Origin of the sequence: Methanoregula sp. (assembly GCA_026625165.1) — an archaeon.
Taxonomy (GTDB): Archaea; Halobacteriota; Methanomicrobia; order Methanomicrobiales; family Methanospirillaceae; genus MVRE01.
On the sequence record CP112999.1, the window covers coordinates 361903 to 374324 of the forward strand.

Consider the following 12422-nt stretch of genomic DNA (forward strand, 5'->3'; position numbering starts at 1 on the left):
AAAGTCCAACCTCTTGTAAAGCTATAACCTATTCACCCGCGGGTGCCATAAATTTGCGCCCATTGCTCTATAATCCGGTCGTCAACATCGCTGCCGATGCCGTGCCCGCTGTTAAATTCCGTGAATGTTCTGGGGTCCTGCGCCAGTTCGTAGAGTCCTTGGCCATCCGAAAATGGTATGATGTTGTCTGTTTTTGAGTGGAATATCCAGACGGGTCTTGGGGAGATCCTGCCGATATAATTGTCCGGATCAATTGATAACAAAAACTTCCGAGCATCGCCGGAGTACTGGTCGCCTGCCATGCCAAACCCTGAAGTCGATACCCCGATATAACCGGCAAACTGAGGGTCGGTAACCGCAGCGACCGAGGCATACCGTCCCCCGTTGCTTGATCCCAATGCGTAGACCGGAACACCAAACCTGTCGGCAAGCATCCCGCGTGCTGTTGAAATGTCACAGACAATGCTGTAGACCTGTGGCCACTGCCCTTTTTCAAACGCCGCAAAGTCTTCCTGCGGGTTGAACGGGTAGCCCGGGGTCTCCGCGCCATTGCCCCGGACATCCACAAAGAGGAACGCGTACCCTGCGGAGGCGTACTGTACCATTCTCTGTTCGTGCCCGGCAATCTTCTCACCTGCTCCCGGCACATATACGATTGCGGCTTTCGGCTGCTTTGGGGCAGCAAGGTACGAGATCACATCACCGGACGGGGTGTGCATCACGATCCGCGTTTTTGTGCAAGTCCCGTTGGAAAAGAGCACTTCTTCGCTTGTGGTAACCGGTGCGCAGGTGACGGATAGGACGCCGTTGTTGTCCACCGAATAGGATGCTTTATGGCCTGTACCGGTACATCCTGCGCAGATACAGAGTGCGATGATACACCCGACAACAAGAACCGGACGCAACGTTACCCCCTCGTGCAATGGTGGACCAGGCAGATCGTCTTCGCATCACAGATCGTCCCGTCCCGTATCATTGCCTCAAGGTCCGCAAGTGCCACATCCACGACTTCGATCACTTCGTCCTCGTCCTTTTCGAACTCACGCGAGGGTGAAAGGTTGCGGGCTTCAAACAAAAAGATCTTCTCGTCGGTAAACCCCGGAGTCGTGTAGATGAACCCCTTTGGCACCACCGTTTCTGCCTTAAAACCGGTCTCCTCGATGAGTTCCCGGTGAGCCGTCTCCAGCGGATCTTCCCCGTCTTCAATCGTTCCGGCAGGTGCCTCGAAAATGTACTGCCCGACCGCGAACCGGTACTGCCGTAAGAGCTTGCAGCGGTCACGGTCGATCGGGAGGACCGCAACTGCATTTCCCGGGTGAATAATTATTTTCTCCCGGTCTGTGCCATTTGGCAGCCGGACCTTTGCCTTCTCTATCCACAGGCGCCTGCCCCTGAATATCTCCATCTACACCTCGTACTCAATGAGATCCGGCACACCGGCGTTGGCGAACGCCTCTTTGCGGAAGTGGCATGAACCGCAGGTCCCGCACGCTTTATCCTGGTTCCGGTAACATGACCATGTATAGTTGTAAGGGACACCCAGGGCAATCCCCAGCCTGAGGATCTCGGTCTTGGTCATTGTGATAAAGGGGGTATTAAGGGCGATGTGGGTCGATTCTTTTGTGCCAAGGTCAATAACCCTCTGGAACGCATCGATGAACTGCGGCCTGCAGTCAGGGTACCCGCTGTAATCGAGCGACTGGACCCCGATAAAAATCGCATCCGCATTCTTTGACTCGGCATAGCTCGTTGCAATGGCGAGCAGGTTCGCGTTCCGGAACGGCACATACGTATTGGGGATGTGCGCCCGTGCCGGGTCAAATCCCTCGACGGCGATTGACGGGTCTGTCAGGCTGCTGGCCCCAAAGCGTGCAAAGTACCTGACATCCACTTCGACAAAGTCCTGTGCGCCGAGCAGTCCGGCGATCTTTTTTGCACACGCCCGCTCTTTCTCCTCCGTCCGCTGCCCGTAGTTTAAGTGCAGGGCGTAAATCTCATATCCTTCGCTCTTTGCGAGGTACGCGAGTGTGGACGAGTCCATCCCCCCCGAGAGCAGGCAGACCGCCTTCATCATTTCAACCCGATAACCTTGTGGAGCTGGAGCTGGAACCGGACCGGGAGATTGTTTGTAAGGATGAACCGTATGATGGGTGCGGTATCCGACCCGTAAACGGGCGAGAAAAAGATCTCGCCTGCGATCCGGTGCGCATCCATGACATTCCATGCATACCGGCAGTCCGCTTCATCATGTACCACAAACTTCACGCTGTCTTCCGCACGGATCTTTTCAAGCAGTTCAAGCCGGCTCTTTTCGCCGGAAGAGGGGCACTTTACATCCATGCAGACCGACGCGTACGGCTGGAAATTTGTAAAATCCACCGTGCCGTTTGTCTCGATTTCGATCTTTGTGCCCCGTTTATGGAGCGAGGCAAGGAGCGGTTCAAGTTCACCTGCCTGGAGGAGGGGCTCGCCACCTGTGATGCAGACATACTGCGGGTTTGTCCGCCAGACCTGCTCGAGTATCACATCCAGGCTCATTACGGTGCCGCCTTCCTGTGCGTATTTTGTATCACACCAGCGGCAGTGGAGGTTGCAGCCTGCGAGCCGAATGAACAGGCAGGGTTTCCCCTGGTTCTTCCCCTCTCCCTGCAGGCTATAAAAAATTTCAGCGATCTTCATTCTGCAATCTCAGCAAAACAGGTCGGCGATTCCCAGACCCGGACCTTTGTCACTTTCGCCGTGACCTTGTGCGCGCGGCAGTACGTGTTGAGGTTGTCCCGGATGAGGGCTGCGAGGAGTTCGCTCGTCGGTTCACCAGGAGTGGTGATTACGCGCTGGAACTTTTTAATGCAGGCAATCATCGGGTCTTTTGCGTTCAGTATGATCTGGTGGTCGTACTTTTCGATGATCTCTTTGATGGTATTATAATCGATCAGGATGCCGGTGGTCGCGTCAGGCTCACCTTCCATCCACACCTCCGCTTTCCAGCGGTGGCCGTGGAGGCTTGCGCACTTCCCCTCGTAGTGGAGCAGCCGGTGGCTCGCATCGAACTGAACCTCTTTGTAAATCGCGACGTTCATCGTATCATATTGGCGGGGCGGCATATTATATTATTATGAGTGCGGGTGAATAGTATACGACAGGCAGGTGGGATGCCACAATTTATAAATCGGTTCCCTGCGCTAGTATATATCTCAGCGTGGATTATCGATAACCACAAAAAAAACATTCATGAGGACATTTAATGGGACAGGGTAAATTTGCAGCCAGGAAATTGGTTCGGGACTCAAATAAGTTCCGGTGGAGCGACAAAAACTACGCCCGCCGGGAACTCAATCTCGATGTGAAATCAGACCCGTGTGAGGGTGCTCCACAGGCGAGAGGAATCGTGCTGGAAAAGATCGGTGTTGAGGCAAAGCAACCGAACTCCGCGATCCGCAAGTGCGTGCGCGTCCAGTTAATCAAGAACGGAAGGCAGGTCACCGCATTTGCCGTTGGCGATGGCGCGATCAACTTCATCGATGAGCACGATGAGGTCGAGATCGAGGGCATTGGCGGTCGCCTCGGCCGGTCGATGGGGGATATCCCCGGAGTCAGGTACGTTGTCACCAAAGTGAACAACGTTTGTCTCCATGAAATGGTCATTGGCAGGAAGGAGAAACCGCGCAGGTGATTGGTATGGCAGAAGCAGAAGCAAAGCAGGTAGCAAAGAAGCTGCTGTTCAACCTGTGGGATGCAAGCGAAGTCACCGTTAACGATCCTGGCCTTGTCAGGTATATCAATCTCACTCCCACTATCATCCCCCAGTCCTGCGGCAAGAACTCCCAGCAGGATTTCAATAAGAGCAATATCATGATCGTCGAGCGGCTCATCAACAAGCTGATGCAGACTGAGAATAACACCGGCAAAAAACAGCTGGCAACCCGCATTGTCCGCGAGGCATTCGATATCGTATATAAAAAGACAAAACAGAACCCGGTTCAGGTGCTTGTCGATGCAATTGCAAACACCGGTCCCCGTGAAGAGACAGTCCGTCTGAAATATGGGGGCATCAATGTCCCGAAATCGGTCGATACCGCTCCCCTCCGCAGGGTTGATTCTGCAATTGGTTTTATCGCTGAAGCGACTCTCAAGGGCTCCAGCTCAAGCAAGAAGCGCGTGAGCGCCGTCCTCGCGGATGAGCTCATCGCCGCTGCAAAGGGCGACGGGAAATGCTATTCGGTGAACAAGAAGGAAGAACGCGAGCGCATTGCAAAGTCCGCCCGGTAAATTTTTAATCTTTTTTGAGGTTGTTTCATGTCACGCGGCAAAAAAACCGTAGAGCGCGTAGTCGAGCTCATGAAGGATCCGAAGCACATTCGGAACATCGGTATCGTGGCGCACATCGACCACGGCAAGACCACACTGTCAGACAACCTGCTTGCAGGAGCAGGGATCATATCAGAAGAGCTGGCAGGCAAGCAGCTTTTCATGGACTCTGACGAAGAGGAACAGGCGAGAGGGATCACCATAGATGCATCGAACGTTTCGATGGTCCATGAATATGAGGGACATGAGTATCTCATCAACATGATCGACACGCCCGGTCACGTCGACTTTGGTGGCGACGTAACCCGGGCGATGCGCGCTGTCGACGGCGCTGTTGTGCTTGTCGATGCGGTTGAAGGGACGATGCCCCAGACCGAGACGGTGCTCCGGCAGGCGCTCAAGGAACAGGTGCGCCCGGTCCTGTTTATCAACAAGGTCGACCGGCTTATCAACGAGCTGAAAGTCGACGAGATGGAGATGCAGATCCGGCTCGGGAAAGTGATCGACAAGGTTAACAAGCTGATCAGGGGTATGAACGAGGACGCGTACAACAACGGCTGGAAGCTCGATGCCGCAAAGGGTACGGTCGCGTTCGGCTCAGCGCTGTACAACTGGGCAGTTTCCGCGCCGTTCATGAAGAAGAGCGGCGTCTCGTTCAAAGACGTATACGAGAAGTGCCGCGAGGGTGACATGAAGTACCTTGCAAAGAAGAGCCCGCTTTCCGAAGTCGTGCTCGACATGGTCGTCCATCACCTCCCCAACCCGCTCGAGGCCCAGCCCCGGCGTATCCGGGTCATCTGGCACGGGGACAAGGAGTCCAAGGAAGGCAAGGCGATGCTCTCCTGCGACCCGACAGGCCCTGTCGGTCTGATGGTCACCGACATCTCCTTTGACCCGCACGCGGGTGAAGTGGCGACCGGGCGTCTCTTCTCAGGGCGGCTTAAGCGCGGCGACGGGTTGTACGTGATGGGCACGGCAAAGAAGGAAAACCGGCTCCAGCAGGTCGGCATCTTCATGGGACCAAAGCGCGTAGAGGTCGAGGAGATCGTTGCCGGCAACATCGCCGCGGTTACCGGCTTAAAAGATGCGATGGTCGGCTCCACTGTGACAACGCTCCTTGATATGACACCGTTTGAGTCGCTCAAGCACTACAGCGAACCGGTGATGACTGTCGCCGTAGAGGCAAAGAACATGAAAGACCTGCCCAAACTCGTCGAGGTGCTCCGGCAGGTGGCAAAGGAAGACCCGACGCTGGGTATTGCGATCAACGAGGAGACCGGTGAGCACCTCATCTCCGGTATGGGCGAGCTCCACCTCGAGATCATCACCGGGCGCATCAAGCGAGACAAGGGCGTCGAGATCGTCACCTCTGAGCCCATTGTTGTGTACCGTGAGACGGTCACGTCAAAGGTGGAGTCTGTCGAGGGCAAATCGCCCAACCGGCACAACCGGTTCTACTTCGACCTCGAACAGCTGCCCGATGCAATCGTCAGCCTTATCAAGAGCGGGGAGGTCTCGATGAACCAGGCGATGCTCGAGCGCCGTGACGTGCTCATGAAGGCCGGCATGGAGAAGGATGAGGCAAAGAACGTCAAGGACATCAAGGGTACCAACATGCTTATTGACATGACCAAAGGAGTCCAGTACCTTAACGAGACGATGGAGCTGATCATCGAAGGTATCCATGAAGCGCTCGCGGGCGGCCCGCTCGCCGATGAGCCGGTCCAGAACCTCAAGATGCGGCTCGTCGATGTCAAGCTTCACGAGGACGCGATCCACCGGGGCCCGGCACAGGTGATCCCGGCAGTCCGCAGCGCCATCAAGGCGGGGCTGCTTATTGCCGGGGACTCACTTCTTGAACCGGTCCAGAAGATCCAGATCACGGTGCCCATGGACCAGATGGGCGCGGCAACCTCCCAGATCCAGGGGCGGCGGGGGCAGGTCTTTGACATGCAGAGCGAGGGTGACACTATCACGGTCGTTGGCAAGGCACCTGTCGCAGAGCTTTTCGGGTTCTCCGGGGATATCCGTTCCGCGACTGAGGGGCGTGCGATGTGGAACACCGAATTCGCCGGTTTTGAGCTTGTACCCAATAACATGGTAAAAGAAGTCGTGCTCTCGATCCGCAAGCGAAAAGGGTTAAAAGAACAGATTCCTACCCCGGCCGATTACCTATCCGCCTGATCCCCCCCGCCATGTTCTCTTTTTTATACGCTTTTAAGGCACATCCCGTTTGCCAACCGAAATTGTAAACATCCCCCGCATGCAATTTTTACCTCAATGAACGGGGACAAACTCAAAATTGTCGTATTCGGGCCGTTTGGGGCAGGAAAAACAACGCTTATTAAGACCCTTGACCCGATGTCAAAGCACGTTGAAGCAGACGGTCTTGGGGGAAGCACGACAATCGCACTTGATTTTGGCAAGGTGGAGGTTGGCGGCAGGCATGTTTACCTGTTCGGGACTCCGGGACAGGAACGGTTCGAGTTTGCCCGCGAAGTTATTTCACGTGGGATGGACGGGGCGATCCTGCTTACGGATGCGACATCGCCGGTCGATGATTTCACCCGGCACCTTTATGACTCGCTTGCGGGGGCAGGGATCCCGTTTGTGGTCTTGGTAAACAAATGCGAGGAGGTGGGGGCGCAACCCGACATTTTCAAAAAGCATTTTTGCGACGTGCCGGTGCACAAAATCTCGGCACGGGACCGCCGCATATCGTTTGATGCGCTCTGCACGTTCGTCACGGTACTCCCTCCCGGACGCGGGCACGTGCATCACGACATCTCATAATTTTGATGTTTTCCGGAGGGTCCCTTTCTTTAAAATCTTGTTTTCCGCATTTTTTTAACCTTCTGGCGGCCTGTCGGATAACAGGAAAAAATACTGAGAAAAAATGATCCGGGACATAGAGCCGGTTGCACCAGAATTGCAGGAAGACGATTCATTATGCACAGTGAGAAGGCTGGTTCGTACGGTACAGGTTTTACTCTACCTGCGGGATACTCCACTTTGCCAGATAAAATAGCCGGCAAGGATTATGAGTGCGCTCGAGCGTAGCAATGACATATGCGACGGTTTCTATGCCAGAGGTCTTTCTTTCAACGATTTCTGCAGCAACCTGTGCACATTGTGTCGGGTAATAGATTAACAGGAACCGGATAATGTAGCTGTTTGCAAAGATCCCGTCAATGACCGCGAATGAAGGGATCATCATGGGCTTTGGTTTCATCATCTTGGGACCGGCGTGCCGGTGCTTATACCCACCATTCCGATTCTATCGATAAAAATGAGCGGAAAAAGTCTGTAAAAGGGGAAAGCTCAGGCCATCACGGCGCGAATGATCGTAACGTTATTGACCGGGCGGTCACCGGGACCGGTCTGCACCTTGCCGATTTTATCGACAATATCCATCCCTTCAACGACCGTCCCGAAGACCGGGTGCTTGGGGTCTAGGAAGTTATTGTCAACGAGGTTGATGAAGAACTGGCTGCCCCCGGTATCGGGCCCGGCGTTGGCCATCGATATGGTGCCGCGGTTGTTCCGGTTGTTATTTGAAAATTCGTCCTTAATCACGTAGCCCGGGCCGCCCCGCCCGGTGCCGGTAGGGTCGCCCCCCTGGATCATGAAGCCGCTGATGACCCGGTGGAAGATGACGCCATTATAGTAGCCTTTCTGCACGAGTGATTCGAAGTTGCCTGCTGTGACCGGCATATCGGGAGCAAGGGCGATGGTTATGTTGCCCATGTTCGTCTCTAGCCGTACCAGTTTCTGGGGTTGTGCTGAAGTTGTCATTGTTGATGCTCCGGTCGGACTGGCGACAGTAGTCTGCTGGACAGGTTGGGTGCACCCAGCGGATAAAAGCATGGCGGTGACAAGGAGGGCGGATATGATGAGTACAGGTCGCAGTGCCATGAATATGAAGTTGGCTTTTTTAGAACATAGAGGTTATGGGCAGGTGGGATGTAATGAGGTCCTGCCTGTATATATCCTCCATGTTTTTTTATCTCACAATATCATGAAATATGGGGGCAGGTCTGGTGGATAGAAACACCCTAAAAAACTATCAGCGCGGGACAGCACTTGCCGGTGTGGGGCGGTATGCGGAAGCGATCGCTTGCTTTGAGAGTGTGCTTGCATCCGGCCCGGACGACCCGGCAACGCTCGTTGCGCTCGGGGCAGCTGTAGACCGGCTGGGGCTGTTTTACGAAGCGGTTGCCTGCTGTGACCGTGCGCTCGCGCTCGATTCCGGCCTGACCGATGCATGGTTCATGAAAGGGCTCGCCCTGTTCCGGCTCGGGAAGTATGATGATGCAGTCCATAGCCTTGATGAAGCCACCTGCAGTGACCCCAGTCATGCCGAGGCATGGTTCATTAAAGGCAACTGCTATTACCAGCAGGGTGAATACGAGAAAGCGGGCAGGTGTTTTTCCGAAACAATCAGGATATGTCCGCGGTATCCCAAGGCGATGTACAACAAAGGGGTTGCCCTCGCCGGTAGAGGCGAATACGCGGAGGCGATTGACTGGTATGACCAGTGCCTTGCCATCAGTCCTGGCGTTGCAACCGTGATGACAAACAAGGCAGTCGCACTTGCAATGACCGGAAGGTACAATGATGCGGAGACCCTGTTGCGTGATGCACTGGAGATTGATCCACTGGACATAACTGCATGGAGCAACCTTGGTCTCTGCCTGAACCGACTCGGGCGGGACCAGGAAGCGATGGGATGTTTTAAAAAGGTGCGGGAGCTTGCAGGCGAGAGGAACCAGAGGGAGATCGTCCGGTGAACATCCAGGTTTTTAAGGGGACCTGCCTGTCGGAAGGATCAAGGATCCGGATCGTCTTCCCCCTTACCCGTAGGGCAGGTCGTTTCTTTTACAAACCGCGGCTTCCAGCACGATCACAACCTTCATTTTCCACAGGCACGACCTCATCTCTGATCCTGTATGGACAAAAAAAATCCTGCAGCCTTTGGCCTGCTGATCATCTGCATCGCAATCCCCCTGCTTGCCGGTGCAATCGGTTCAATCTTTACGATGGAGGCGATCCCGACATGGTATGCCGCGCTCCAGAAACCGTCCTTCACCCCACCCGCATGGATTTTTGGCCCGGTATGGACGTCGCTCTATCTCCTTATGGGAATTGCACTTTTTGTTGTTGTGCGGGACGGAACCTGCACGGTACCGGTACGGCATGCAGTTGCATTATTTGTGGCCCAGATCCTCGCAAACACGGCCTGGTCGTTTTTATTCTTCGGCCTGCGTTCGCCACTTCTCGGGCTCATCGATATTTTCCTCCTCGTTGTCCTGGTCGCAGGAACGATGGTGGCGTTTTACCGGGTTTCACATACAGCTGGCTGGCTGCTTGTCCCGTACCTCTGCTGGGTCAGTTTCGCGACTGTGGTGAATGCTGCAGTGTGGGTGATGAACTGAATCTCTTTCATGATGTATGCAGGTGATGGAAATGAACCTTGATATTTTTGACGGGATGACTGATACAGAAAAACGGCAGTACCTTGAATTCCTTCTCTGGCATTACCGGGTGGTGGACGCGTTCTGGTACATAAATATCTCTGAAACGTATGGAAGTGCCGCCGCTGACAGTTTCAATGAGCGGGTGTGGGGGCGCGTTGCCGCAATGGCGGCAAAGGACATTGTCACCAGGTTTGAGATCACTGAAAAAGGGTTGAAAGGGTTTGTCCGGGCATTGCGCCATTACCCATGGACCCTGCTCGTGGACTACCGGATCAATGAGCGGGAGGACGAGGTGGTGATCACCGTGCCGTCATGCCCGACGCAGGAAGCACGGCTCCGGCGGGGGGATGGGGAGTACAGCTGCAAGGAAATGCACCGGGCGGAATTTACAAGTTTTGCAAAGGTCATTGATGAGCAGATCAATGTTGAATGCATATTTGCCCCGCCGGATCCGCACCCAAGGGACATGTTTTGCACATGGCGGTTTACCCTTGCGCCATGACTTGCTGGAACCGCAGGACACAGAGCAATGGAACCGTCCCATGGGATGATGACATTGTCTTATTTTGAATTTTTTCATTCCTGAATCCACGTGTAAACAGGTTGTAATGGTTATCTATGCCCGTGGCCGGCAGAAGGCAGGGATGTTTGGGGCATATGCCGGCATGTATGTATTCCGGCACAAGACCTGGAAATAAAAATTTTATCTTATCCCGTTCTTTATGCAGGTTCACGGTGTTATTATCCTCGTCACAGGTGCACAGCTCCTGCAATGAGCCCGTTTAAAAGAGGCGGGCGCATATGGAGCCGTACCGCTCGGTCACCGTATGTAGGCAATCCAGAGTATGATGATGGCTCCTAAAATAAAGGCCGGGGCAGACAGGAACAGATACGAGTCAAGGAACGCACGGAATACGATATTGACCGCTGCGAGCAACAGCCCGAGTCCTCCCCCGACCATCACTGCAGTAATCTTTTGCCTCCGTGTGAGTTTTGGGGCAAATTCAAACTCTTTCATCTCTTAGTTCTCACTTCGCGTCATTCGCCTTAATACCCGCTGTTGTTAACATACGGTAATGACAGGAACGGGCCCGGGGTGGACGGCAATGCCGGACCATGCTTCTTTAATACACAAAGTCTGCAATAATTTTGTTGCATGCGGACCAACAGGCACCACTATTTCCTTGACCTGGCACTGCGGTGTGCCCACCAGGGCACCTGCCTGCGGCGAAACTTCGGCGCGATCATCGTGGACGAGTACAACACGATTGTATCCACTGGGTATACCGGTGCCCCCCGCAAGCAGATGGACTGTACGGAACTTAAAAAATGCTGGAGGCAGGATCACAACATCCCTTCGGGGTCAAACTACGAGAGGTGCCGGAGCGTCCACGCCGAGATGAACGCGCTCATCCAGGCAGGCAAACAGGCGCGGGGCTGCACGCTCTACCTTGCAGGTTTTGAAGTGGATACTGACGAGCTGACCCGGATCTGGCCGTGCTTCCTCTGCTCGAAGATGATCGTGAACTCGGGTTTGACCAACGTGATCATGCGGACAGCTAAGGATGCATACCGCGAGATGGACCCTATGGTGCTGTACCAGATGAGGAGCCGGGAAGCACTCGGGGATGATGTAAAATAAAACGGTCTCCAATCCTGCAGATGGTGTGTTTCCTGCCATCCAAGCAGGTCTTTTTTGCCATCAGTCCTTCCGGATCTCGTTATACAGCGAGACCAGCGAGAGGCTGATCAGGTTTGCCGTTGTTGCAGCGTACCACAGGAACATCTGAATCGGAGTAAGTTGGATGATCCAGCCTGACCAGAGCATAACACAGATGATCGTGAAGGTCAGCACGGTGTCAATTGCAAGGAAGACCATCGGCTGGTTCATGACCTTTCCCACCTGCGCAATCGTGCAATACTCATAAAGAGCCGGTCGGTGGATGAGGTCAAGGAGTGCCCGCCCGATATTCATAATGAGATCAGTACCTGCCCATACGATGATGAACCACCCGAAAAAACCAAGGGCGGGCGACGTAGCTGAGCCGATACGGACTGCGGTCACGCCAAAGAGCAGCTTGAAGATGCAGAACGGGATGCCGATGGAAAAGGACAGGAAGAAAGGGCGGATGAAAAATTCCTGGATCCTGTCGGACTCCTGTTCGCATGTACTTCTTTTGGTTTCGCTGGGATTTTGGGCCATGGTGTCTGGATATGATGTGTGCTGTTGCTTTATAATATCAGGGAATTTGTATATCAACCGTCCGGGGGAGCCGGATTGTTTTATTTAAGGAAGAGCGTAACTCTGTTTATGGCATCCCGACTTAGGCCGGACCGCAGGCCCGGTTACCCCAAACCCAAAGCAAAGGCAAAGACCAGCCCGGATAAGGAACGTCAGCAGGAGGATGACCGGCACCACCCGATGGCCCACCCACTCCCCCACCCGAAACACAAGGCCCGGAAAAAGCCTGTACTGCCCCCCCGTCACACGACCCATCCCGAACCGTTGAGCCCGAACCAGGACCCGGGCCCGTTTGCAGACCGGCCGCGGCCGGGAAAGATCACCAAGAAAGCAATCAAAGGCCAGAAGAAGCGCTGAATTTTTTTAAAGTAGGGGGAGGCTTTTCCCCCCATATC

18 protein-coding genes are annotated in these 12422 nt (G+C 54.4%); 9 read left to right on the top strand and 9 right to left on the bottom strand.

All coding sequences use genetic code 11. The features are described 5' to 3' along the window. Nucleotides 1–32: 32 nt before the first annotated feature. From OS112_01910 to OS112_01930, 5 genes are read right to left on the bottom strand one after another with little or no spacing between them, the layout of a single operon-like run. Entirely contained in the window at nucleotides 33–905 is an 873-nt protein-coding gene (locus tag OS112_01910) for an alpha/beta hydrolase (protein ID WAC05412.1), read from the bottom strand. Between the two features lie 2 nt (nucleotides 906–907). After that, entirely contained in the window at nucleotides 908–1405 is a 498-nt protein-coding gene (locus OS112_01915; GenBank protein ID WAC05413.1) for an NUDIX hydrolase, read from the bottom strand. Next, nucleotides 1406–2071, bottom strand: coding sequence for a 7-cyano-7-deazaguanine synthase QueC (queC, locus tag OS112_01920; protein ID WAC06185.1), 666 nt, complete (start codon nucleotides 2069–2071; stop codon nucleotides 1406–1408). It lies immediately after the preceding gene. Continuing rightward, nucleotides 2071–2679: a radical SAM protein gene (locus OS112_01925; GenBank protein ID WAC05414.1), complete on the bottom strand. Its 609-nt coding sequence runs from the start codon at nucleotides 2677–2679 to the stop codon at nucleotides 2071–2073. Before OS112_01925 ends, queC begins: the two co-directional genes overlap by 1 nt. Continuing rightward, nucleotides 2676–3080: a 6-carboxytetrahydropterin synthase gene (locus OS112_01930; protein ID WAC05415.1), complete on the bottom strand. Its 405-nt coding sequence runs from the start codon at nucleotides 3078–3080 to the stop codon at nucleotides 2676–2678. The genes OS112_01925 and OS112_01930 overlap by 4 nt, the downstream gene beginning before the upstream one ends. A gap of 164 nt (nucleotides 3081–3244) precedes the next feature. Between OS112_01930 and OS112_01935 the strand changes: the two genes are divergently transcribed. The 4 genes from OS112_01935 to OS112_01950 all read left to right on the top strand — a co-directional run bounded on the left by OS112_01935 (nucleotide 3245) and on the right by OS112_01950 (nucleotide 7101). Continuing rightward, on the top strand, nucleotides 3245–3673 hold the full coding sequence (locus tag OS112_01935; GenBank protein WAC05416.1) for a 30S ribosomal protein S12: 429 nt from the start codon (nucleotides 3245–3247) through the stop codon (nucleotides 3671–3673). Between the two features lie 5 nt (nucleotides 3674–3678). Further along, nucleotides 3679–4269, top strand: coding sequence for a 30S ribosomal protein S7 (locus tag OS112_01940; protein WAC05417.1), 591 nt, complete (start codon nucleotides 3679–3681; stop codon nucleotides 4267–4269). A gap of 27 nt (nucleotides 4270–4296) precedes the next feature. Further along, complete coding sequence (locus OS112_01945) at nucleotides 4297–6492, top strand: elongation factor EF-2 (GenBank protein ID WAC05418.1); 2196 nt, start codon at nucleotides 4297–4299, stop codon at nucleotides 6490–6492. A gap of 96 nt (nucleotides 6493–6588) precedes the next feature. Continuing rightward, a complete protein-coding gene (locus tag OS112_01950) occupies nucleotides 6589–7101 on the top strand; it encodes a GTP-binding protein (protein WAC05419.1) in 513 nt (170 codons plus the stop codon). Between the two features lie 193 nt (nucleotides 7102–7294). On the opposite strand, the gene OS112_01955 is transcribed toward OS112_01950, so the two are convergent. Together OS112_01955 and OS112_01960 are read right to left on the bottom strand one after the other, a co-directional pair. Next, nucleotides 7295–7543, bottom strand: a complete 249-nt coding sequence (locus OS112_01955) for a hypothetical protein (GenBank protein WAC05420.1) — start codon at nucleotides 7541–7543, stop codon at nucleotides 7295–7297. Between the two features lie 86 nt (nucleotides 7544–7629). Beyond that, nucleotides 7630–8103: a peptidylprolyl isomerase gene (locus OS112_01960; protein WAC06186.1), complete on the bottom strand. Its 474-nt coding sequence runs from the start codon at nucleotides 8101–8103 to the stop codon at nucleotides 7630–7632. A gap of 245 nt (nucleotides 8104–8348) precedes the next feature. On the opposite strand from OS112_01960, the gene OS112_01965 reads away from it, so the two are divergent. The 3 genes from OS112_01965 to OS112_01975 all read left to right on the top strand — a co-directional run bounded on the left by OS112_01965 (nucleotide 8349) and on the right by OS112_01975 (nucleotide 10287). Continuing rightward, nucleotides 8349–9098, top strand: coding sequence for a tetratricopeptide repeat protein (locus OS112_01965; GenBank protein WAC05421.1), 750 nt, complete (start codon nucleotides 8349–8351; stop codon nucleotides 9096–9098). 159 nt (nucleotides 9099–9257) lie between these two features. Beyond that, nucleotides 9258–9743, top strand: coding sequence for a tryptophan-rich sensory protein (locus OS112_01970; protein ID WAC05422.1), 486 nt, complete (start codon nucleotides 9258–9260; stop codon nucleotides 9741–9743). Nucleotides 9744–9774: 31 nt separating this feature from the next. Further along, nucleotides 9775–10287 (top strand): DUF6125 family protein, encoded by a 513-nt coding sequence (locus OS112_01975; GenBank protein WAC05423.1) that lies wholly within the window; start codon nucleotides 9775–9777, stop codon nucleotides 10285–10287. Between the two features lie 318 nt (nucleotides 10288–10605). On the opposite strand, the gene OS112_01980 is transcribed toward OS112_01975, so the two are convergent. Next, complete coding sequence (locus tag OS112_01980; GenBank protein ID WAC05424.1) at nucleotides 10606–10803, bottom strand: hypothetical protein; 198 nt, start codon at nucleotides 10801–10803, stop codon at nucleotides 10606–10608. A 138-nt stretch (nucleotides 10804–10941) separates the two neighbouring features. On the opposite strand from OS112_01980, the gene OS112_01985 reads away from it, so the two are divergent. Beyond that, complete coding sequence (locus OS112_01985) at nucleotides 10942–11427, top strand: cytidine deaminase (GenBank protein WAC05425.1); 486 nt, start codon at nucleotides 10942–10944, stop codon at nucleotides 11425–11427. Nucleotides 11428–11487: 60 nt separating this feature from the next. Here the strand turns inward: OS112_01985 and OS112_01990 are convergent, their stop codons facing one another. Further along, on the bottom strand, nucleotides 11488–11988 hold the full coding sequence (locus OS112_01990; protein WAC05426.1) for a hypothetical protein: 501 nt from the start codon (nucleotides 11986–11988) through the stop codon (nucleotides 11488–11490). A 108-nt stretch (nucleotides 11989–12096) separates the two neighbouring features. Here OS112_01990 and OS112_01995 point away from each other — a divergent pair, with 108 nt between their 5' ends. Continuing rightward, nucleotides 12097–12384 (top strand): hypothetical protein, encoded by a 288-nt coding sequence (locus OS112_01995; protein WAC05427.1) that lies wholly within the window; start codon nucleotides 12097–12099, stop codon nucleotides 12382–12384. Nucleotides 12385–12422 lie beyond the last annotated feature (38 nt).

Bases quoted from the DNA above. Each gene is read 5' to 3' on its own strand.
- OS112_01915 (WAC05413.1), bottom strand. From the start codon at position 1,405: ATGGAGATATTCAGGGGCAGGCGCCTGTGGATAGAGAAGGCAAAGGTC.
- queC (WAC06185.1), bottom strand. From the start codon at position 2,071: ATGAAGGCGGTCTGCCTGCTCTCGGGGGGGATGGACTCGTCCACACTC.
- OS112_01925 (WAC05414.1), bottom strand. From the start codon at position 2,679: ATGAAGATCGCTGAAATTTTTTATAGCCTGCAGGGAGAGGGGAAGAAC.
- OS112_01930 (WAC05415.1), bottom strand. From the start codon at position 3,080: ATGAACGTCGCGATTTACAAAGAGGTTCAGTTCGATGCGAGCCACCGG.
- OS112_01935 (WAC05416.1), top strand. From the start codon at position 3,245: ATGGGACAGGGTAAATTTGCAGCCAGGAAATTGGTTCGGGACTCAAAT.
- OS112_01940 (WAC05417.1), top strand. From the start codon at position 3,679: ATGGCAGAAGCAGAAGCAAAGCAGGTAGCAAAGAAGCTGCTGTTCAAC.
- OS112_01945 (WAC05418.1), top strand. From the start codon at position 4,297: ATGTCACGCGGCAAAAAAACCGTAGAGCGCGTAGTCGAGCTCATGAAG.
- OS112_01950 (WAC05419.1), top strand. From the start codon at position 6,589: ATGAACGGGGACAAACTCAAAATTGTCGTATTCGGGCCGTTTGGGGCA.
- OS112_01955 (WAC05420.1), bottom strand. From the start codon at position 7,543: ATGATGAAACCAAAGCCCATGATGATCCCTTCATTCGCGGTCATTGAC.
- OS112_01960 (WAC06186.1), bottom strand. From the start codon at position 8,103: ATGACAACTTCAGCACAACCCCAGAAACTGGTACGGCTAGAGACGAAC.
- OS112_01970 (WAC05422.1), top strand. From the start codon at position 9,258: ATGGACAAAAAAAATCCTGCAGCCTTTGGCCTGCTGATCATCTGCATC.
- OS112_01975 (WAC05423.1), top strand. From the start codon at position 9,775: ATGAACCTTGATATTTTTGACGGGATGACTGATACAGAAAAACGGCAG.
- OS112_01980 (WAC05424.1), bottom strand. From the start codon at position 10,803: ATGAAAGAGTTTGAATTTGCCCCAAAACTCACACGGAGGCAAAAGATT.
- OS112_01985 (WAC05425.1), top strand. From the start codon at position 10,942: ATGCGGACCAACAGGCACCACTATTTCCTTGACCTGGCACTGCGGTGT.
- OS112_01990 (WAC05426.1), bottom strand. From the start codon at position 11,988: ATGGCCCAAAATCCCAGCGAAACCAAAAGAAGTACATGCGAACAGGAG.
- OS112_01995 (WAC05427.1), top strand. From the start codon at position 12,097: ATGGCATCCCGACTTAGGCCGGACCGCAGGCCCGGTTACCCCAAACCC.